The sequence below is a fragment of the Parafilimonas terrae genome (assembly GCF_900115755.1).
Classification (GTDB): domain Bacteria; phylum Bacteroidota; class Bacteroidia; order Chitinophagales; family Chitinophagaceae; genus Parafilimonas; species Parafilimonas terrae.
In genome coordinates this window covers 116027-138161 of record NZ_FOXQ01000001.1, presented here as the reverse complement: position 1 = coordinate 138161, position 22135 = coordinate 116027, and the positions used below count along the sequence as shown (strand labels likewise).

The following is a 22135-nucleotide window of genomic DNA, read 5'->3' as shown; positions in this document are numbered from 1 at the left end:
CAGAAGGGGTTGCGACGCAACAGCAGCTAAATTGCCTGCAACGCTGTAACCAATTGTTTTGCTTTTGTAGTTATCGTTTCAAGATATGTTTTATTAACTGTTGCTTTGCTGCTCACCAATGCGCTTCCAATACCAAAAGCCACGGCGCCGGCTTCTGCAAATGTTTGAATATTTGATGCATCAATACCGCCGGTTGGCATAACCTTTATAAAATTAAGCGGCGCTAATATATTCTTCACATAATCCGCATTAAGGCAGGGAAATATTTTAATGATATCCGCGCCGTTTTTATGTGCAGCCACAATTTCTGTTGGCGTAAATGCGCCGGGAATACTTACGATGCCTGCATCTTTTGCTGCTTTAATTACCTGCATATCAAGCGATGGCGAAATAAGAAATGCAGCGCCTGCAGCAATAGCATTTTTTGCATCCGTTTCATCAATTACGGTGCCTGCACCAATAAGCATTTTGTTTTTGAATTGATGGTTCAGCTGTTCAATGGCGGGCAAGGCATCATCTGAATTTAAAGTAATTTCCAGCAGGCGGATACCGCCATCATATAAAGCATTTGCAATGTTTGTTATTTCTGCTGGTGGCATGCCGCGTAAAATGGCTACAATTTTATGTTCAAATATTTGCGATAAACTTGTCATGCCATAAAGATAAAGTTATCAGGCACTGCTGCACATCAAAAACTTTTACCGAATATCCATATTTACTTCCCGGATAAGTATAAACGCTTATATTAGGCGCTTTGTAAAATTCATTTCATGAAAAAAAATTATCATTTTAAAGCTTTGCTGGTAGTGCTGTTGTTATCAGCATGGTGTACCCGGTTAATGGCGCAACAGTTAAAGGTGCCGGTTGAATATTATAAACTGAAAAATGGTTTAAAGGTTGTTTTATCGCCCGATAAAACAGCGCCCATTGTTGACATTGGCGTTTATTATAACATTGGTTTTCGCATTGAACCAAAAGACCGTACAGGGTTTGCGCATTTGTTTGAGCATATGATGTTCCAGGGGTCGCAAAATCTTGGCAAGATGGAATTTATAAAACTGGTGCAGCAAAACGGTGGCATACTAAATGGCTCAACCCGTTTTGATTTTACCAATTATTTTGAAGTGTTGCCTGCACATAAACTTGAAACCGGTTTATGGGCAGAAGCTGACCGCATGAGAGGCCTTGCTATTACGCAGGATAATTTAACCAATCAGCAGGGTGTTGTGAAGAATGAAGTGAAAGTGAATGTGCTTAACCAGCCTTACGGCGGTTTTCCCTGGCTTGATATGCCGCAGTATGCCAACAAAAACTGGTATAATGCACATAATTTTTATGGCGACCTGAAAGACCTTGATTCAGCTAACCTTGATGATGTTCAAAGCTTTTTTAAAACATATTACGCACCTGACAATGCTGTAATAGTTGTGGTGGGCGACTTTGAACCTGCTGAAGCAAAGAAGTGGATAGACCAGTATTTTGCTGCTATTCCATCTGCCACATTACCTCCAAAACCTGACATAAGCGAACCAAGGCAGGAACAGGAACAACGTTTTGTAAAAGAAGATAAACTTGCCAGTAAACCTGCTATTGCCGTTGCTTATAAAATGCCCGACAGGAATACGCCGGAATATTATGCAATGGGATTGATTGACCAGATACTGCTGCAGGGTAAAGACAGCAAGCTGTATCAATACCTCGTGCAGGATAAAGGTTATACTTCAAACATAAGCGGTGGCATAAATTATCTCGGGAATATGTTTAACTATAACGGCCCCATGTTTTGGATGGCTGATTGTATTTATGATTCAACGGTAAATGCAGATTCAATTGTTGCGCAGTTTGATAAAGCAGTAAGCGATGTTTCAAAAGTTACACAGGCCGACCTTAACCTTGCATTGATTAAAATGCGTTCTGATTTATATGATGCTTTGGGCGGGCAGTTTGGCCTTGGCAAGGTTGACCTGCTGGCATCATTCGCTTTGTTTGATGACAATCCGGGCCGCATCAATACGCTGGAAGAAGAATTTAAAAAAGTTACGCCTGAATTAATAAAGAAAACAGCACAGGAATACCTGCGTTCCACCAACAGGACTATTTTAATTGTTGATCCGAAAGCCGGTAAATAAACATGAACCCATCATTAGCTTAAAAAAATAAGAGATGAAAAAAATTACATTATATATGTTATCCGCAACGCTCTTATGCAGCGTTGCATTTACAGCAAAAGCGCAAAAGCAGGCACCGCCGGAAGGTGGCACTCCTAAAGATTTTGTATTGCCTTCCAAGAAGCAAAACACATTACCCAATGGCATGCGCACTACGATGGTTGAGTATGGCACTTTGCCAAAAGTATATGTAAACCTTATTATTAAAACAGGTAATGTGCAGGAAGCCTCAAACCAGGTTTGGCTTTCAGATTTATTAGGAAGGTTAATGAATGAAGGCACAACTTCGCTCAGCGCTACAGCGCTTGCTAAAAAAGCTGCCGGCATGGGTGGCCAGGTTGGTGTGAGCGTTGGCTCTGATCAATTTACAATTTATGGTTCTGCCTTATCTGAATATGCGCCGGAATTGGTAAAGCTGATTGCCGATGTTGCTATTAATCCCTTGCTGCCTGCAAGTGAAATTGACCGTTTAAGGGCTGATTTAAAACGCCAGCTTGCATTAAATAAAAGTGTACCGCAGTCTATTGCACAGGAAAAATTCTTTAATGTAATGTGGGGTGATACGCCTTATGGAACATTGTATCCAACAGAAACAATGCTGGATAGCTATACCATTGATGACGTTAAGAAGTTTTTTAACGATAACCTCGGTGCAAAGCGCTCTGTGCTGTATGTTGCCGGGAAATTTGACGAAGCTGCCACTGCAAAAGCTGCCACTGCAAGCTTCAGCAAATGGAAAGCGGGTCCGGAACCTTCTTACCCTTCTATAAGCCCGAATGCTGCGGCGGGTGTAAGTGTTATTGACCGCAAGGGTGCGCCGCAAACAACGGTGATCATTGGCTTGCCGGTGATCAATCCAAAGAACCCTGATTATCTGCCATTGACAATAATGAATTCTTTGCTTGGCGGTTCTTTTGCTTCAAGAATCACAAGTAACATCAGGGAGAATAAAGGATATACATATTCACCGTCCAGTTCTATATCATCTCATCCTTCCGGCGCGGTTTGGTATGAGGCAGCAGATATAACCAGCGAACATACCATTGATGCTATTACTGAAATAAAAAAAGAAGTTGTGCGCCTGCAAACAGAAGCGCCATCTGCAGATGAGCTTGGTGGCATTCAACGGTATAACGCAGGAATATTTGTGTTGCAAAACTCAACACCAACGGGCATTATAAGCCAGTTGAATTTTCTTGACATCTATGGCCTTGACGACAGTTATTTAACCAACCGTGTTAAAAACATTTATGCCGTAACACCACAGCAGGTTTCTGATCTTACGAAGAAATATTTGCCAACAGATAAAATGGCGATTGTTATGGTAGGCGATGAAACTTCCATTAAAGAACAGCAATCTAAAGCAGGAAATAATTAAGATTATATTGTTATTGAATACAAAAAGGGTAAGCAATTTGCTTACCCTTTTTATTTTATAAATGAATTAATGAAGATTACTTATTTACAAGCTCATGCATATTTGTTTGACGGTTATCAAGCGTAGTATATTTAAAATCGTTTGAGCCGGAAAAGTTTGCGCCTTTTAAATTAACAGCGCTTACAAAAGCTGCATATTTAAAATCCGTGTCGTCTTTAAATGATGCACCTGCAAAACTGCCTGAGTGTTTAAACTGTGCGTATTTAAAGTCTGCATCACCTTCAAAAACGGCATTGCTGAAATCAAAATTTGAAGGGAAATCAACATACTTAAAAACGGCTTCATCTTTAAATAATACCGATTTAAAAACGGGCCCTTTTTTAAAGCTGGTGTATTTAAATTCAGCTTCTTCATTAAACCGGCTGCCCGAAAAAGATATTTTATTACTGAATACAGAATATTTAAAAGAAACATCGTCCTCAAAACTGCAGTTTTCAAAATTTACATCTGCATTAAAGTTGGCATTATTTACAGTGCTGTTGTTTATAAAAGATTTACCATTATCAGGATTGTAATAGCCCAGCACTTTGCCCATGAATTTACAATTGCTGAAAGTAACCGGAACATTAACCGTGCTGATATATGTTTTATCGTTTGAATTGCTTCTTTCAAGCCTTTTATTATTGAGGCTTGTAAAATCAAGCGTGCCTGTTATTTCTGCATCGTTTATTAATACAGGCTGATTATTGTTAATGCTTTCAATTACCGATGCTGCACTTACTGTTTTCTGGGCAAAGCTTATTGCCGGAATTACCAACAGTAACAAGGCTGAAATAATAGTTCTCATTTTATTTTTTTCTTGAAAAATAGATTTTTAAATATAAATGCAGAAAGGCTTATGGAGATGCGGCATTATCAGTATTTCAGCGGCAGGAGTTGATTATTCAGATGTGTCTTCCGGATTGTTGCCGGTAGCATTTTTCTTCAAGTGTCTTTTTGATTTTTTCGAGATAAATTACATCAACCTGGTCTTTAGGGCGGTTAACTGTTATGCAATGGCTGTTCGCGCTGATTTAGAAGGCGTCATAATTCCTTTCCTTCACATCAACCATGATATAAAGAACATTGTTTTTATTAAGCGCTTTCCAGAAGCGTAAAAGTTCCTCGTCAAGCACATCCATCAGCTATTTATTTAAGATTACAGCCTTTTTAAACAATGCTTCCCTTTTGAGCATTTTAGTAAAGAGTTGTAGTTTTTCAATTGGTGAACGCATCATATCATCCCGCAATTTCTCACCTTCAGATTTGTTTATAAACCCATTATATACAGGCTCATCTTCATTAACCTGGTTTACTTCTGCCTGAATGTTATTTGGGTTATTCATTTGCCAAGGCTTTAAACACGCAATTTACTTAAAATAACCTGCACCCTCAGTGCAAACATTGCAAGGGCTAACAAACATTTTCTTTTTGTTATTACACTGCTTCTTTTAATTTAGATTAAGTTATTACAGCTATCACATAACATGTTACTTAAACCTGCAGTATGAAAAAAATAATTTCGGTAACAAATGTTGGTTATATTATTTTATGGATAACGATTGTTCTCTCCGCGTGCAAAACAACGCCAAAGCTTATAGACGTTGATCCTGCTTTCAGCCAATACATTGATGCTTATACTTCGGGCGTTATTTCAAAGAAAAACGCTATCAGGATACAACTGGCTTCCGATGTATCAACAACACACACGTTAAATGAAGAAGTGAAAGGAAACCTGTTTTCTTTTTCACCTTCGGTTGATGGAAAAGCCTACTGGATTGATGCCCGCACCATAGAATTTAAACCCGGCAATGATCTCGCTCCCGACCAGTTATACGAAGTGAATTTTAAGTTGGGTAATGTAATAAAAGTGCCCTCGAAGTTTGATGATTTTAAATTTAATGTGCAGGTTGTAAAACCATCATTTGAAGTAAATGAATACGGGCTTCGCAGCAACAATAAAACTTCGATGAACTTATCGGGAAAAATTTTAACTGCCGATGTGGAAACTTCGGCCAATATTGAAAAATTGTTAACGGCTTCAATTGCAGGTAAGACAATACCTGTTACCTGGCAACATAATGAATCTGCAAAAGAACATCAATTTGCGCTTAATGATATTTCGCGCACAAACAATGCACAAAAACTATTATTGCAATGGAAAGGCGATGCCATTAACAGCAAACAACAAGGCGATAAGGAAATTGATATACCTGCTCTTGGTGATTTTAAATTATTGAATGTGCGTGCTTCGGAAGAAGATGAACAATATGCATTGGTGCAGTTTAGCGATCCTATTTCTGCCGGCCAGGATTTGAATGGTTTGATAACAATTAACAATGTTGAAAATCCCGCTTATACAATTTTAGGCAGCGAAGTAAAAGTGTATGTAAATGATGACCTGGATGGTAACCACACTGTAAATGTTTTGCCCGGTATTGAAAATATAAGTGGCGATAAACTGCAGAAGAATTATTCATCCAACGTATTTTTTGAAAACCGGTTGCCGCATGTAACCATTAAAGGCAAGGGAAATATTCTGCCCAACAGTACCGGCAAACTGGTGCTGCCGTTTGAAGCCGTTAATTTAAAAGCAGTTGATGTTTCCATTATTAAAATTTATGAAAACAACATTGCGCAGTTCTTACAGGTAAACGACATGAATGGCGAACAGGACTTGCGCCGTGTGGGCAACCCGGTTAAAGAAGCAACCGTACGACTGGATGATGACAAATCACTCAACCTTCATCATAAAAATGCATTTTCTCTTGATCTTGATAAATTCATACGCACAGAGCCTGGCGCTATTTACCGCGTTACAATTGGCTTTCGCCCCGATTATTCTTTATATACATGCGACAGCCTGCAAAAAGATGAAGATGATGAATGGGGTTATTATAATGCAAGCAACGAATATGCGCTGGATGATAATGAAGATTTCTGGAGCCGTTACGATAATTATTATCCTTATGGTTATAATTGGCGACAAAGAAATAACCCCTGTTTCAGTTCTTACTATAGCAAAGAAAAATTTGCCACAAGAAATATTTTAGCGAGCAATATTGGTTTAACTGCAAAGTATTCAACCAATAAAAATTTGTTTGTTGCAGTGAATGACCTTATCTCAACAGAACCGATGAAAGGTGTTGAACTGCAGGTGCTCGATTACCAGCAGCAGGTTATTGCCAAAGCAAACAGCGATGCTGATGGTTTGGCCATGATTGAATTAAAACGTAAGCCTTATTTATTGATTGCAAAGCAAGGCAGCCAGTCAGGTTATTTAAAATTGGATGATGGCAGCAGTTTGCCGCTAAGCCGTTTTGATGTTGGCGGCGATGAAGTAAAGAATGGAATTAAAGGTTACATATTTGGTGAACGCGGCGTTTGGCGGCCCGGCGATAGTTTATTTTTGAGTTGTATCATCAATGATAAAAATAATCCGCTGCCGGATGATTATCCTTTGGAAATGGAAATGATATCACCACGCGGGCAATTATATAAAAGGCTGGTGCAAACCAATGCTGCTGATGGTTTCAACGTTTTCAGAACAGTAACAGATGTGGATGCGCCAACGGGAAATTGGATATGCAGGGTGAAAGCCGGCGGTGCAATATTTGAAAAGAAACTGAAGATTGAAACCGTAATGCCAAACCGTTTAAAAATCAATCTTGATTTTGGCAATGTAACTGCACTTGGAAAAAATACAACCATCAACGGTACACTTACTGCAAAATGGTTGTTCGGTGCAACGGCTCAAAATTTAAAAGCAAGGGTTGATGCGCAGTTATATAAAAAGAAAACAAAATTTCCCAAGCTGGATAATTATGTGTTTGACAATCCAACATCAAATTTTACATCACAATCCAAAACCATTTATGATGGAACATTAAGCTCTGATGGAACAGCGGCTGTTAATCCAACATTTGAAGCAGGTGATGATGCACCGGGTCAACTGCTTACAAACCTTGTGGTAAAAGTGTTTGAACCAGGCGGCAATTTCAGCATTGATAATTTCTCCATGTCTTTTAATCCATATTCATCTTATGTTGGCGTGCAGGTGCCTGAAGGTGATAAAACCTGGGGTTTTTTGCAATCAGGCCAATCACATCGTTTCAATATTGTTGATGTGGATACAAAAGGAAAATTTTTACAGGGCAATTCTTCTGTGCAAATTCAATTGTATAGAATTCAATGGCGCTGGTGGTGGGATGAAGATGATGACCTATCCAATTTCACGCAGAATGAATACAATAAATTTATTAAAAAAGATACGGTTCAGTTAACCAATGGCAAAGGCTTTTACGATATTAAAATGGATGAAGATGAATGGGGCCGTTATTTGATTTTAGTGAAAGATATGCGTAGCGGCCATATAACCGGCAGCACATTTTTTGTTGATGATTATAGCTGGCAAACCCGCGCCGGTGGCAGCGATCCGTCTGCGGCAGCTATGCTTTCCTTCACTTCAGATAAAGAAAAATATAATGTGGGCGATGATGTGAATTTAACCATTCCTTCCGGCAAAGGCGGGCGTGCATTAATAAGCATTGAAAGCGGCAGCAAAGTTTTAAAAACATATTGGGTAAATACAGAACAGGGGCAAACAAAATTTTCTTTCAAAGCGGATGCAGCATACAGCCCGAATGTATATGTGAATGTGAGTTTGATTCAACCGCATGCACAAACGGTGAATGATCTGCCGATAAGAATGTATGGCGTTCTGCCCATTATGATTGATGATAAGAATACGATTTTAAAACCTGTTATTAAAATGGCTGATGTTATCCGGCCTGAAGTAAAAAATACCATCACTGTTTCAGAAACGTCCAATAAAAAAATGACGTACGTAATTGCATTGGTGGATGATGGTTTACTTGATCTCACTCATTTTAAAACGCCCAACCCGCATGATGCATTTTATGCACGTGAAGCATTAGGTGTAAAGAGCTGGGATTTATATGATGATGTGATTGGTGCATTTGGTTCACAAATTCAGCGCATACTTACCATTGGCGGCGATGCAGAAGCAGAGATTGCGAGCAATACAAGACGGGCTAATCGCTTTAAACCTGTTGTTGAATTTATGGGGCCGTTCACTTTAAAAGGCGGAAGCAAAACGCACAGTTTTGTTTTGCCCTCTTATATGGGCAGTGTGCGGGCTATGGTAATTGCAGCGGGCGATGATGCGTATGGTTATGCTGATAAAGATGTTACTGTAAAGAAACCATTGATGATATTGCCAACGCTGCCGAGAGTTCTTGGCCCGGGCGAAGAAGTGAAAATTCCTGTTACGGTTTTTGCAACGAACAGCAATATCAAAAATGTTTCATTAAGCATTCAGTCAAACCCCTATATAACAGCAACCGGCAATCAAACAATCAGCTTTGATAAACCCGGAGAGCAGCAGGCTTATTTTACCGCTAAGGTGAATAACACAACAGGCATCGGCGATATTAAAATTGTTGCTGCAAGCGGCAGCGAACAATCAGCATATCAAACCGAGATTGATGTAAGAAATCCCAATCCTTATACAACACAGGTTACGGAAACAACATTGCAACCGGGTAAAAGCTGGAATTCAGCCGTGGCAATGATTGGCGATGCGCAAAGCAGTAAAGCCACGCTGGAAATATCAAGTATCCCCGCAATGGACCTGCAAAAAAGATTGACCTATTTAATCATGTATCCGCATGGCTGCATTGAACAAACAACATCGGCTGTTTTTCCTCAACTGGTATTAAACCAGTTAATGGATTTAAGCGATAAACAAAAGGCAGAAGTTGACCGGAATATAAAAGTGGTTTTACAGCGTTATAATAATTTTCAGCAGGGTGATGGCGGTTTCAGCTACTGGCCAAACGGCAGCAGCAGCGATGAATGGGGCAGTAATTATGCAGGCCATTTTTTATTGGTTGCGCAATCAAAAGGATATAATATTTCGCAAAGTATGTTGCAGCAATGGAAGCAATATGAACGCAGCAAAGCGCTTGCATGGAATGTAACTTCAGCGCCATGGTATGGAACTGATTTAATGCAATCATACAGATTATATTTATTAGCATTAGCAGGCTCGCCTGAATTGGGCGCCATGAACCGTTTAAAGGAATGGAAGTTTTTAACGCCTGAAGGTAAGTGGAGATTAGCAGCCGCTTATCAGTTGGTTGGTCAAACAAAGGTGGCGTTGCAATTAATAAGCGGTTTGCCCACTTCATTTCCTGAAAGAAAAAATCCGGGTTATACGTATGGCAGCGATCTGCGCGACCAGGCTATGGTGTTGGAAACATTGGTGTTGATGAAACGCAATGCGGAAGCTAACCAATTGGTGAAAACAGTTGCTTCAAAGCTATCGCAGGATTATTGGTACAGCACACAAACAACTGCATACAGCTTAATTGCAATTGCTGAATATGCAGGCAGCAATACTTCAGGTCAAAAAATAATTGCAAATGGTAAATCAGGTAATCAAACTATCAATATCAACTCATCATCTGTAATTGCTCAAAATACATTGCAATGGCAGAACGGAAAAGCTGATATTCAATTGCAAAACAAGGGCAATAATGTTTTGTTTGTAAGAGTTATTAATGAAGGCAAGCCGATAAGTGGTGAAAATATTTCCGTAACCAACAACCCGGATATTTTAAAAGTGAATGTGAGCTTTGTAAGCATGAATAATACTGCTGTTAATATTGATTCTGTAAAGCAGGGAACTGATTTTGTTGCGAAGGTTGTGGTTACCAATCCGGGTAAAAGAGATGCATACAGTAATCTTGCGCTGAGCGAAATATTCCCGGGCGGATGGGAAATATTAAATACAAGGTTGTATAACAGCGAAGGAAGTTTTCAATCATCACCAAGTGATTATATGGACATTCGCGATGACCGCGTTTATTATTACTTCGATTTGAAGCCTTACGAAACAAAGGTTTATTATGTGCAGTTAAATGCGGCTTATCTTGGTAAGTATTACTGGCCGGGCATTTATTGCGAAGCTATGTATGATCATGCCATAAGCGGCGGCGAAAAAGGCAAATGGGTGAAAGTGGTGGAGTGATGAGTATTAATTGTAAGCAAAGTTGTTTACTCAAAGAAAAATATTCAATATTCAACAATACAATAATCAATGCTCAATTGTGAAACTGGTGCAAATTGAACATTGATTATTGAATATTCTTGCTGAAATAACGAAATTGAATATCGGGCTTTAAGCAATCTTTCCAAATCCAGGTTCAGACATCATCATCATTTTTTCTCTTTCTCGGCTTGCGCATTTCCATTTCTTCCAACAAGGCTTCTGCTGTTGGGCGTGCTGTAATTTCTTTTGCTATAAATAAAAAAACAACAGGGATTAATATAGAACCGAGCAATTCATCCCATTGCAGCCAGTATCCCCACCAACTATATACAGCCGCTTTGGAAGGATCGGAAGTTTCATAAATTACCTGCACCGCCTGGCCTTCTTTCAAATTACGGAAAACATAACCGGCATTAACCACGTATTCATCTTTGCCAATACTGAATACAGCTTTTGGGACTTTTTTATTAGTGCTGTCGGTTATATAATGAATATTGCCTGTTGTTATCTCACCATCCTGGTAATCTGGTTTGCGGCTGAATAAAATATATAAACCAACGCAAATAATATAAAACGGAATGATAGATTTAATCAAGCGATGAATTTTACGCGAATTTAATGGGTTGATATTTTATACAGTCAGGTTAATCGTGAGCACTCACAAACTAACAACTCACCATCAGCATAACATTACTTTACATCAAAATCAATTATCACTTCCTTCGTTCGGGGATGGCTTTGGCAGGTGAGGATAAAACCCTGTTCCACTTCTTCCGGCACGAGGCCATAATTTACATCCATCTCAACCTCGCCTTTTACCAATTTTGCCTTGCAGGTGGTGCAAACACCACCTTTACAGGAATAGGGCAAATCTGTACCTTGCTGCAATGCAGCATCTAAAATACTCATGCCATTATATGCAACATCAAAGCCGGAACTAATGCCATCAAGCTGCATGGTAATGTGTGCTATATTTTCTTCTTCAAACTTTTCCGGCTGGTTCTTTTTTGTTGTATTAACAGGCGTTGTATTGAACAATTCAAAATAAACTTTCTTTTCATCAATGCCTTTTGACAGCAGCCAGTCTTTTATAGAAAATATCATTGCTTCCGGCCCGCAAATAAAAAAGGCACCTGCTTTTAAGGAAGCAACACTGCTGAATATCTGTTCACATTTTGAAATATCAATCCTGCCTTCATTTAATGGCGCTTCTGTATGTTCACGGCTTAAAATATGTATAAGCTGGAAACGGCTCATAAACCTGTTTTTCAGCGCTTCAACCTCTTCTTTAAAAATAATAGATTGCCTTGTACGGTTGCCATAAATCAAAGTGAAATGGCTATGCGGCTGCTGCGCCAGCCCTGTTTTAATAATGGATAGAACAGGTGTAATGCCGCTGCCTGCAGCAAAGCATACATAGTGTTTTGCATCGTTTGTTTCCGGTAAAATAAAATGCCCCATTGGCGGCATTAGTTCAATGGTATCACCGGCTTTCAAAATGCTGTTGGCAAATTCAGAAAAAATGCCGCCGTCAACTTTTTTCACAGCAATGCGCCATTCTTTATGCAAAGGCGAACTGCAAAGTGAATAAGACCTTCTTATTTCTTCATTGTTAATAAAGGTTCGCAGTGTTATATGCTGGCCGGGCTGGTAGGCAAATTTTTCGTGCAGGTTTTGAGGAATTTCCAGTAAAACCGAAACACAATCTTCTGTTTCACGCCGCACTTCTTTTACAAGCAGCTTCTCAAAATGTGTTGACATGCATGCCCCGTTATTTTTTTAAACCATCTATTAAAATGGTGATCATGTTTTCTTCCAGTTCTTCACCGCTTACTTTTATTTTACTGCGGTGCCAGCTTTCAATGCCGCTCACAGCATGCAAAACTATAAGCACCGCTGTGGATGCATCTATCTTATTGATCTCACCGTTTTCAATGCCCTGCTCAATAATGGCGGCAAAACGCTTGCGGTAAGTGCGGCGCTGGTTTTGATAATTTGAAAGATAAGGGTCGATAAGGTAACGCCATTCCCTGTCGCTTATATAAACTTCCTGGAAGTTTTCAATCATTTGTTTTATGTGAAAACGCAGCAGCGTTTCAAGCTTTTCAATGGGCCTGGCATCGGAGAGTTCAACCTTATTCAAATGCTCCCAAAAAACGTTGGCCACATTAAAACATATATCGTGCAGCAATTCTGTTTTAGAACGTATATGGTTGTATAAACTTGCTGCTTCAACGCCCACCATTTCGGCAAGGTCGCGCATGCTGGCTGCTTTATATCCTTTTGCATGAAAAAGCGCAGCCGCAGCTTTTAATATCACTTCTTTACGTGATACATCTTTTGCAGTTCTTATTCTTGCCATGCGCAAATTTATTTTTAATATTTTAAATAATAACTTCTATAAAATTAAAAGCACTACCTCAGCTTAAATAAATATTAATCTTCAGTAGTGCTTTAGTAAAATTATAAAAGAATGGCAATGCACCACTTAATCGGCAAGTGGCTTTACCATTATGTTTTTAAAGTAAACTGTGCTTCCGGGATCGTGGCCCTGCAGCGCAAAAGTTCCGTTTGAAATGAACCTGCCTATGCCGTTTGCCGGTTTTTCAATATTGTCAGGTTCGGTATAATCAACTACTGTTTTATCATTAATTTTTATTGTAATGTGCTTGCCCTGCACTTTTATGTATTCTGTAAACCAAACATCATCAGGCGCTATTACTTCTTTCACATCATCAATGCCGTATAAGCTCCCTGTCCTGCGCCAGTCTGTGTGCGAGTTATTTACCTGCACTTCATAGCCTTTTGCCGGCCAGCCGCCCTGCTGAAATTGTGTATGAAAATAAATGCCTGAATTGGAGTGCGCCCTCGTCATCACCTCTGCTTTAAACTCAAAATTTTTAAAGTTGTGGTTGTTTACAGGCCCTTCATAAAATAAATGGGCTGTTTTACCATTCACTTTTATCCTGCCGCTGTCAACGCTGAATGTTGAAGCATTATCACCCACTTTCCAGCCGTCTAAAGATTTGCCATCAAATAAAGAAACCCAGCCATTTTGTGCATGCACATGCAGGTTGAATAAAAACATAATCAATAAAATGCCTGTGCAATTTTTCAGGAAGTATTTCATGAGCTTATAAATTTTTGGGCCTTAAAAGTATTCATAAACGGCTGAAGCTGTTCAATTTATTTAAACAGTCAGTCAGCATTGCAAATTCCCACAACATTTAAGGGGGCATGCAATGGCATATTCAGTTTAATAAAGATGAATTGCCCGGATTACTGCTTATCCATTTGTTTTTTCAACTGAACATAGCTCCATGCGGTAAAAGGCAGAATTAGCAGTAAAAGAAAAACCCATGCGCTCTGTGTAAAAGCAAAAGTTATTAAAGTAATCATTAACAAATAAACCGGGTAAGTAAAAATCAGGATACCGATAAGCACAGAATCGTAATGATCGCTGTTGGCAAACCTTTTCAATACATAATTTTTTGCGGGCATATACAACGGCAAATGAATAAGCAGGCCCGCAATGGCAGGGATGGCTAAAATAATTTTTTTGAGTTGTGATGGTTGCTGTTGCAGCATAACAACCTGTTTGGCCTTATCATTTTTATCAATTTCAAAAACCAGTTGTTCCAATTGATTACGCAGTATGTTATTAAATAAAAAATGGCGTGTTCCATCTGTGCTGTTCCAGTCAATAATATCTGCTGTAAATATTTCACCAAAGTTGATGAACACGTTTTTGCCAAACCTTCTGAATGAACTGTAATTAATACCGGCGGGCAATACTTTCAGCGGAATATTTTCTTCCCATGCTTTTATGGCAAGCCGCGCCGTTCCTTTTTTCAGTGGCCGTAAATGCCATTCATTAATGCATTTGCCTTCACTATAAATATGCACCAGGCCGTTTCGCCTGAAAATGTTTAGGCATGCTTCAAAAGTTTTATAATTCCCGGAAAGGTTTTCAACGCCTTCGCTGGCGCGGTAAACCGGCAGCATGCGCACCGATTTAAAAAAGCGGCTTACTTTTTTGCTGATGAATGCATCGCCGCGTGCCAGCGACCATAAAGGCTGCTCAAATAATATATCTAATATTACAGAATCCAGGAAGGAGTTAGGATGATTGCAGGCAATTAATAATGGCCCTTTTTCTTTTAATATCTTTCTGTTGTTAATGATAATCTTACGGCAAAAAATATGGGCGGCAAGTCTTACCCATATTTTTAAAACGTTGTACAGCATGACGTGTAATAATACAACAAATTATGGCGCTTGCATTTAAGAATTTATATAGGTTGAATAACCGGCCGGCGGGTGTGCGGCAAGCCTTTTTGGCGTAATTCATGCCCTAAGTTGTCGCTGTTACACCGTATCGAATCCCGGAGTGAATTTTAGTTTTGCCTTATCAATAAAATTCAAACAAGCATTATGAAAAATTTATACAAAACAAATAACCTCCTTAAATCAATATTGCTGATTACAGTTCTGTTTACAGCATTTCGGTCAAACGGGCAACAAATCAAGCCTTCCGGCAGCGGCTATGCACCTGTTAATGGCATCAAAGTTTATTATGAAATATATGGGGAAGGCAGGCCCATCGTTTTACTGCATGGCGCTTTTATGACAATTAACGGGAACTGGGGCGAATTAATTCCTGAACTGTCAAAAACCCGGAAGGTAATTGCCATTGAATTGCAGGGACATGGACATACACAGTATTCAGAAACGCCATTATCTCATACTGCTTTGGCAAGTGATGTGAAGGGCGTAATGGATTACCTGAAAATTGACAGCGCTGACCTGGTAGGATATAGCATGGGTGGTTCTATAGCTTATGCATTTGCCATACAAAATCCTGAGCGGTTAAGAAAATTAGTGATCATTTCTTCTGTTTATAAAAGCAGCGGCTGGCTGCCTGAAATAAACGATGCATTTAAAACATGGAAGCCTGAATTCTTTTTGAATACTCCTATGAAAACCGCATACGATGCAGTGGCGCCTGATACAACAAAGTGGGCAAATTTCATAGAGCAGATGATTGCCTTTGCAAAGACGCCGTTTGACCTGGGTGATTCTAATATTGCGAAAATTGCTGCACCGGTATTAATCATTGCAGGAGACAATGATGGCATGGATAAAATTGAATTGGCGAAGACCTATAAATTATTGGGCGGTAGCATTGCTGCTGATTTTCAGCCAATGCCAAAATCGCAATTGGCTATTGTTCCTGCGCAAAGCCATGTGAGCCTGATGATGCAGACAGCAACAATTTTGAGCTACCTAAATAATTTTTTAAAGTAACATCAGTACGGGATAATTTTTGCCCGTTCCTATTTCCCAAATTTCTTTTTCAATGCAGCCAATGCATCGTTTACATTCATTGAAGAAAGATCTTCCTGCCTGCGGTTATGCTGTGAGCGGTTGCTATTTTGATGCGGGCGCTGCGGCCTTGGCGGTGCTTCCTGCGTTTGTTTGATGGAGAGTGCAATACGGCTGCGTGGAATATCCACTTCCAGCACTTTCACCATTACCTTATCGTTGAGCTTTAAAATCTCAGCAGGGTCGCTGATATATTTATGCGCTATCTCGCTCACATGCACAAGGCCATCCTGCTTTACGCCAATATCCACAAATGCGCCGAAGCGCGTAAGATTAGTTACAACACCTGGTACTACCATTCCTGTATGCACATCTTCAATTTTATAAATCTGTGCAAATTCAAATTGTTCCAGTTCACTGCGCGGATCGAGGCCGGGTTTATTAAGTTCTTTTAAAATATCCTGAATAGTTAGCTCGCCAATTTCTTCCGTAGCATATTTTTTAGGCTGAATATGTTTAAGCAAAGCCTCATTACCTATAAGCGACTGCACATCCACTTTTAAATCTGATGCAATGTGTTCAACAATTTTATACGCTTCGGGATGCACCGTGCTTGCATCAAGCGGGTTGCTGCCGTTTTGCACTTTCAAAAAACCAGCACATTGTTCAAATGCTTTGCTGCCAAGGCGCGGTACTTTTAATAATTCGTTGCGGTTATTAAAACGCCCGATTTCGTTTCTGTATTGAACAATATTTTCCGCAAGTGAACCGCCAATGCCGCTTACATAACCCAGCAAATGTTTGGAAGCCGTATTAAGGTTTACGCCAACAGTATTTACACAACTTACAACAGTGGCATCAAGTTTTTCTTTTAAACGAAACTGGTTTACATCGTGCTGGTACTGGCCAACGCCAATGCTTTTGGGATCGATCTTTACCAGCTCTGCCAGCGGATCCATTAACCTTCTTCCAATGCTCACAGCGCCACGAACAGTTACATCATAATCCGGAAATTCCTCACGCGCTGTTTCGCTGGCGGAATAAACAGAAGCGCCATCTTCATTCACTAAAAATATTGGAAGGTTTAAATTGAGTTGCTTAATGAATTGTTCTGTTTCGCGGCCGGCGGTGCCATCGCCAATAGCAAATACCTGTATGTTATATTTTTCAACCAGCGACCTTATTTTATTACTGCTGTCATTTAAACGGTTAGGCTCATGCACATAAATAAGATCGTTATGCAATAATGTTCCTTTTTCATCCAGGCAAACTACTTTACAGCCTGTGCGGTAACCGGGATCAATCGCCAGTATTCTTTTACTGCCAAGCGGTGCGCTTAACAATAACTGCCGCAGGTTTTCTGCAAACACATTAATGGCTTCTTCATCAGCCTTTGTTTTTAATGCGGTGCGAAACTCTGATTCAAGGCTTGGCTGCAATAAACGGCGGTATGCATCTTTGATGGCTTTTTTCACCTGCTCAACAGAACTGTTTAAACTATTCTTTATATACAAATCTTCTATTAAGTATAAAGCTTTCTCTTCATCAGGTGTGATGCTCATTCTTAAAAAGCCTTCGAGAAAACCGCGCAACACAGCGAGTATTCTATGTGATGGAACTTTGTGAATTGGCTCGCTAAAATCGAAATAGTCTTTATACTTCGCCGCTTCTGTTTTCTTATCTTCCAAAACCTTGCTTTGCAGCGTTGCTGTATCTTCAAACAGTTTGCGCATTTTAGCACGCACTTTATCGTCTTCATTAATTGTTTCGGCTATAATATCCCTTGCGCCCTGCAAGGCTGCATCAGCGTCTTTCACATTATCATTAATATATTTTGCTGCTTCTGCGGCAAGATCATTTTCTTTCTGTTCAAGTATAAGCTGAGACAGCGGTTCAAGCCCATTCTCCCTTGCGGTTTGCGCTTTTGTTTTACGCTTTGGTTTATAAGGAAGGTAAATGTCTTCCAGTTCAGCCAGCGTTGTTGCTTTATTAAGTTTATCCTGAAGGGCATCCGTCATCTTGCCCTGTTCGGTGATGGTTTTTTCTATGAATGTTTTGCGCTCGGTAAATTCTTTTAAGGCTTTGGCTTCGTCCTGTATCTTTTGAATCTGCACTTCATCCAATCCGCCGGTTTTATCTTTCCTGTACCGTGCAATAAACGGTATGGTTGCGCCTTCTTCAAATAAACTTAATACGGCTTCAACTTGCCCGGGCTTTACGTTTAATGTGGCTGCTATCTGTTGACTGAATTCTTTCATCACAAAACTTTTAAGGGCGGCGAATATAGACGAGAATGGAGAAAGAAAAAATGTAAATTATAAAGAAATTAACCTAATTGTTTTCCAACTAAGTTATGTTACTTTTTTTGCCTTTATGCAAAGAATGTAACATGAGAAAGTCAAGAAAAAAATGATATTGCTCAATACTATATTTTTTTTTTAATTGCCTTCGCATTTGTATTTGGTCTTTGATTATTGAACATTGAATATTGAGTGTTTCAACTTTCTTTTTGATATATAAAATAAGCGACAATCTTACTCAATATTCAATGTTTTTCTATTTTATTTTCAATAATTGTTTTTTAATCAGCAATTGGCACCAATGTGCTTACACTGATGCGGTTCCATGCATTGATTATTACAACCGCCATTATAATATGCGCTATTTGTTCATCACTGAAATATTGCTGCGCTTCTTTATAAACAGCATCTGAAACACCATGCTGGCTTATGAGCGTTACTTCTTCCGTTAATGCCAGCATGGCCTTTTCTTCAGGTGTAAATAAATCTGTTTCACGCCATGCATCCAGCAGGAAAATACGCTGCTGCGTTTCGCCATATTTCAATGCATCTTTTGTATGCATATTCAAACAAAATGCGCAATGGTTTATTTGTGATGATCGTATTTTAATTAACTCTTTTTGTATAGGTGTTAATGCAGTTTTATTCAAAGCCGCAGATAATGCATACATGCCTTTATATGCTTCCGGATAAATTGTTGCAATGTTTAATCTTTGTTCCATGATATTTATTTTTTGTTGAGGCAAAGCTATAAAAGCCGGTAATGGCAATTGCTTAAACTGGTTTAAGAAATTGTTCACATACTTATTTCTAAGAAATTGTTTTGCGTCTTATTTCGCTTAAATATTCTGGCGTGAAGCCAAGAAAAGACGCTAATAAATATTGCGGGATGCGTTGCACGAATTCGGGATGAGCGCTGCTGAAAATATTATATAATTCTTCTCTTGAAAGACTGTATAAACTTTTTATCCTGAACTGTGCTGCAGCATGGGCGCGTTGATGCATAAGCCGGAAATATCTTTCCATAACAGGATGCTGCTGCAGTAATTTTTCCTGGCCGGTATAACTTAAGGCCAGCACATCGCTTTTTTCAACAGCCTGTATATTATATGATGACGGCTGCTGTTTTTCAAAAGAAGTATAATCGGCCAGCCACCAGTTTTCTATGGCAAACTGCGTGGTTTGTTCAATGCCTTTTTCATTAATAAAGAAAAGGCGGAGGCAGCCTTTAGCTGTAAAATAATTGTGTTTGCAGATGCTTCCTTCAGTTAAAAGGTTTTGTTTCTTTTTGAGTTGTAAAGGCCTGAAATATTGCAGTACTTCATTAAGTTCTTCGCTGCTGATAGTGATGAAGTGGTTAATATGTTGCTGAAGTTCCTGATGCATGCTGTAATGCTGTAAATATAAGTTGATTGGCGGATGGTAATGGGTAATGCTGCATGCTGTTCAACCAGCCAATTAGCTGCCTGCTAATATTTTCTTTTTGCACCCAGTGAAACCAGCAGCCATCCAAAAGCTATGCAGCACCATAATACACGAACGAAAATAAGTGAATTCATAGTTATAAATTTTATGGCTGCAAGCTATTTGTTGTCATAAAAAAGGAAAACAACCAGTCGGTTAATTATCTAAAAAAATAGGTGAATGAAAGCATTATCGCGATAAAGCGGAACCTGTTTATACAACAAAGCCACTTATGAAAGTGGCTTCGCAATTATTGTATAAAGGCCTTATTATTTTAAATATTTACCAAGGGCTTTGCCTGCATCAGCATAGGCTTCTGCAATCCTTCCGCCTGTGTCAAAATCATAACCGCCAAAAGTTCTGCCCAAAGCTTTATCAACAGAAATTTTTGCAATTACGTTGGCAGGATTTGCTGTTTCCACAATTAATACAATAGCATTAATCTGGGCGTTTTTGCGCATTACGCCAACGTTATATCCCGGCTCTGTAAAAACGGTTTTAAAGATTAAAGTGTATTTAGCTTTTTTGCTATTTGATTTATCACTGTACTCAGTAAAAAGCTCTTCAAATTTTGGTTCAAAGCGGTTTTTCCTGTCATCCACCCAGGCTTTGGCCCAGGTATCGCCCCTGCCTGCTTCTTTGTTATTGTAGTCTTCTTTTTTCTTGGCTATATAATCTTCTTCTTTGTCAAATTTGCCTACGCTCATGTTATCGTAAGTATATTCTAAATTGAGGCTTGATTCGGTTTTAACAGCATCAATGCTTCCTTCCAATACTTTAATTTTTTGTGCTTTAAGGTTACCTGAAAAAGCAAACAATGCAATGGCTGCAAGTGCTAACAGTTTTTTCATTTTGGTTGTTTTAATGGTTTTTAGATGTTTTTTATTAAAGGGTAAAAGAAATAAATACTATTCAATTAGAAAATAAATTTATGATGAATTGTTATTTCCGGGGTATGAACTGTGCTCCGTTTTTTCCCGAATGGCAGTAATTGGTCAGCTTTGCCTTGTCCAAACCAGGTCTTCAATCGGGAAGCCGGCAGTTTGTGCAATGAACAAATATTCGCTGGTGATATTTTCAGGCATTGTTTTTTCCCTTGAAAGCAGCCATAAATAATTTAAGTTGTGCCCTGCCACCAGCGCATATTTATATGCTTTATCAATGGCAATAATATTATAACCGGAATAAAAAGGCCCGAAGAATGAAACTTTTAACTGGCCTGTGGCTTCATCACTAACAAACTTTGCTTTACCTGTTGAGATTTTTCTTTTATTACTTTTAAAATCATAACCGGTGTTTACAACTTTTACAGAGCCATTTTTGTTTAAGGAATATTCGGCGGTAACATTATACAGGCCTCTTTCCCAATAATAATCAAGCCTTGCAATCTCATACCATTTGCCCATATATTTTTCTTTATTAAAGCCCGTTATTGCATTGAAGCCCGAAGGAAGTGTTTTTTTAGAACGAAGTATTATATAAGCAATGCCGGCCGCCGCCAATGCCGCACCTGCCGCGACTAAATATTTTTTTTGCTTCATAGTTTGTTTAAATTAATCCAAAGCATAAGCATATATCGTTCCATGTTTGCAGAAGTTATGGGTTATTTGATTAAGGTTATGAATAACGGCCCGGTGCTTCAGTGAAAGCACCTGATTTGTTATTATGCCGCATTCATCGCATACATAATAATGTTCACGCCAAATTTTGTATTGTCTTCTGATAAAAATCGTTTGTTCCGGTAATCGTAATCCCACTCGCAGCCATAATCTTTATTGCTGTATAATAAACCTATGCGGCCATTAATTTCAATGGCTTTCAGGTAATCATGCACCAGGTCATCGCCCCAGCCATTCAGTTCAAAAGAAGTTGAGGGAGGCCCTTTTTCAAATGAGAAGAAAGAATGATAAATTTCGTGGGTATTGGGAATTTTTTTCAACGCATTTTTTCCGAAAAGACTTGCTATTTGCGCTTCAAACGATTTTGCAAACAAACCGTCGATATCGTGATTGCAATCGTCTGCAAAAATAAAACCGCCGTTCTCAACATACTGTTTAAAATTAGCGGCTTCTTTTTTATCAAACTGCACCAGTTTATGCCCGCTTATATAACAAAAAGGATATTGAAAAATTTCATCGCTTGAAAGGTCAATTACCTTTTCCGTCATGTTAATGAGAACAGTGGTGTACTCGAGTAAAGAGTTGAGTATATTGGCAGGCATACGCTGGTCTGTATCCCAGTCGCCTGAGCGATAACGAAGCCTTACAAAAGTGAATGTAGCGTTATGCATTGCCCAATTATACAAACAAAAAATATGCTTGCATATTTTTTTATTTATTTGGTTGCCTCAACCGGCTTGCAGGATTTATGGATTAATATGCCTGCA

The 22135-nt window shown here is 39.1% G+C and carries 19 protein-coding genes; 5 read left to right on the top strand and 14 right to left on the bottom strand.

Going from position 1 to position 22135, the window contains the following annotated elements:
• Positions 1–26: 26 nt before the first annotated feature.
• Positions 27–653: a bifunctional 4-hydroxy-2-oxoglutarate aldolase/2-dehydro-3-deoxy-phosphogluconate aldolase gene (locus tag BM015_RS00525; protein ID WP_090653462.1), complete on the bottom strand. Its 627-nt coding sequence runs from the start codon at positions 651–653 to the stop codon at positions 27–29.
• A gap of 117 nt (positions 654–770) precedes the next feature.
• Between BM015_RS00525 and BM015_RS00520 the strand changes: the two genes are divergently transcribed.
• Both BM015_RS00520 and BM015_RS00515 read left to right on the top strand, forming a co-directional pair.
• The gene (locus tag BM015_RS00520) at positions 771–2129 is read left to right on the top strand and encodes a M16 family metallopeptidase (RefSeq protein ID WP_090653461.1); all 1359 of its coding nucleotides are present in this window, start codon (positions 771–773) and stop codon (positions 2127–2129) included.
• Positions 2130–2163: 34 nt separating this feature from the next.
• On the top strand, positions 2164–3546 hold the full coding sequence (locus BM015_RS00515; protein WP_090653460.1) for a M16 family metallopeptidase: 1383 nt from the start codon (positions 2164–2166) through the stop codon (positions 3544–3546).
• A gap of 76 nt (positions 3547–3622) precedes the next feature.
• Here the strand turns inward: BM015_RS00515 and BM015_RS00510 are convergent, their stop codons facing one another.
• A complete protein-coding gene (locus BM015_RS00510) occupies positions 3623–4393 on the bottom strand; it encodes a pentapeptide repeat-containing protein (protein ID WP_090653459.1) in 771 nt (256 codons plus the stop codon).
• Between the two features lie 37 nt (positions 4394–4430).
• On the opposite strand from BM015_RS00510, the gene BM015_RS21310 reads away from it, so the two are divergent.
• Positions 4431–4703, top strand: a complete 273-nt coding sequence (locus tag BM015_RS21310; protein ID WP_143075711.1) for a hypothetical protein — start codon at positions 4431–4433, stop codon at positions 4701–4703.
• 27 nt (positions 4704–4730) lie between these two features.
• On the opposite strand, the gene BM015_RS00505 is transcribed toward BM015_RS21310, so the two are convergent.
• Positions 4731–4931: a hypothetical protein gene (locus tag BM015_RS00505; protein ID WP_090653458.1), complete on the bottom strand. Its 201-nt coding sequence runs from the start codon at positions 4929–4931 to the stop codon at positions 4731–4733.
• A 161-nt stretch (positions 4932–5092) separates the two neighbouring features.
• On the opposite strand from BM015_RS00505, the gene BM015_RS00500 reads away from it, so the two are divergent.
• Positions 5093–10639, top strand: coding sequence for an alpha-2-macroglobulin family protein (locus BM015_RS00500; protein ID WP_090653457.1), 5547 nt, complete (start codon positions 5093–5095; stop codon positions 10637–10639).
• Between the two features lie 175 nt (positions 10640–10814).
• Here the strand turns inward: BM015_RS00500 and BM015_RS00495 are convergent, their stop codons facing one another.
• The 5 genes from BM015_RS00495 to BM015_RS00475 form a co-directional block, all read right to left on the bottom strand.
• Complete coding sequence (locus tag BM015_RS00495; protein WP_090653456.1) at positions 10815–11255, bottom strand: DUF3592 domain-containing protein; 441 nt, start codon at positions 11253–11255, stop codon at positions 10815–10817.
• Positions 11256–11350: 95 nt separating this feature from the next.
• Positions 11351–12421, bottom strand: coding sequence for a 1,2-phenylacetyl-CoA epoxidase subunit PaaE (gene paaE / locus BM015_RS00490; protein ID WP_090653455.1), 1071 nt, complete (start codon positions 12419–12421; stop codon positions 11351–11353).
• Positions 12422–12431: 10 nt separating this feature from the next.
• Positions 12432–13022: a TetR/AcrR family transcriptional regulator gene (locus BM015_RS00485; protein ID WP_090653454.1), complete on the bottom strand. Its 591-nt coding sequence runs from the start codon at positions 13020–13022 to the stop codon at positions 12432–12434.
• 126 nt (positions 13023–13148) lie between these two features.
• Positions 13149–13790 (bottom strand): 3-keto-disaccharide hydrolase, encoded by a 642-nt coding sequence (locus BM015_RS00480; RefSeq protein ID WP_090653453.1) that lies wholly within the window; start codon positions 13788–13790, stop codon positions 13149–13151.
• A 149-nt stretch (positions 13791–13939) separates the two neighbouring features.
• The gene (locus BM015_RS00475; protein WP_090653452.1) at positions 13940–14908 is read right to left on the bottom strand and encodes a 1-acyl-sn-glycerol-3-phosphate acyltransferase; all 969 of its coding nucleotides are present in this window, start codon (positions 14906–14908) and stop codon (positions 13940–13942) included.
• Positions 14909–15094: 186 nt separating this feature from the next.
• Here BM015_RS00475 and BM015_RS00470 point away from each other — a divergent pair, with 186 nt between their 5' ends.
• Positions 15095–15967 (top strand): alpha/beta fold hydrolase, encoded by an 873-nt coding sequence (locus BM015_RS00470; RefSeq protein WP_090653451.1) that lies wholly within the window; start codon positions 15095–15097, stop codon positions 15965–15967.
• A 29-nt stretch (positions 15968–15996) separates the two neighbouring features.
• Here the strand turns inward: BM015_RS00470 and BM015_RS00465 are convergent, their stop codons facing one another.
• The 6 genes from BM015_RS00465 to BM015_RS00440 all read right to left on the bottom strand — a co-directional run bounded on the left by BM015_RS00465 (position 15997) and on the right by BM015_RS00440 (position 22039).
• Positions 15997–18243: a Tex family protein gene (locus BM015_RS00465; protein WP_090653450.1), complete on the bottom strand. Its 2247-nt coding sequence runs from the start codon at positions 18241–18243 to the stop codon at positions 15997–15999.
• 323 nt (positions 18244–18566) lie between these two features.
• Positions 18567–19007, bottom strand: a complete 441-nt coding sequence (locus tag BM015_RS00460) for a carboxymuconolactone decarboxylase family protein (protein WP_090653449.1) — start codon at positions 19005–19007, stop codon at positions 18567–18569.
• Between the two features lie 88 nt (positions 19008–19095).
• Positions 19096–19671: a Crp/Fnr family transcriptional regulator gene (locus BM015_RS00455; RefSeq protein WP_090653448.1), complete on the bottom strand. Its 576-nt coding sequence runs from the start codon at positions 19669–19671 to the stop codon at positions 19096–19098.
• Positions 19672–20018: 347 nt separating this feature from the next.
• Complete coding sequence (locus BM015_RS00450) at positions 20019–20600, bottom strand: hypothetical protein (RefSeq protein WP_090653447.1); 582 nt, start codon at positions 20598–20600, stop codon at positions 20019–20021.
• A gap of 144 nt (positions 20601–20744) precedes the next feature.
• Positions 20745–21290, bottom strand: coding sequence for a lipocalin family protein (locus BM015_RS00445; protein ID WP_090653446.1), 546 nt, complete (start codon positions 21288–21290; stop codon positions 20745–20747).
• A 122-nt stretch (positions 21291–21412) separates the two neighbouring features.
• Entirely contained in the window at positions 21413–22039 is a 627-nt protein-coding gene (locus BM015_RS00440) for a DUF4159 domain-containing protein (protein ID WP_090653445.1), read from the bottom strand.
• Positions 22040–22135: the final 96 nt, after the last annotated feature.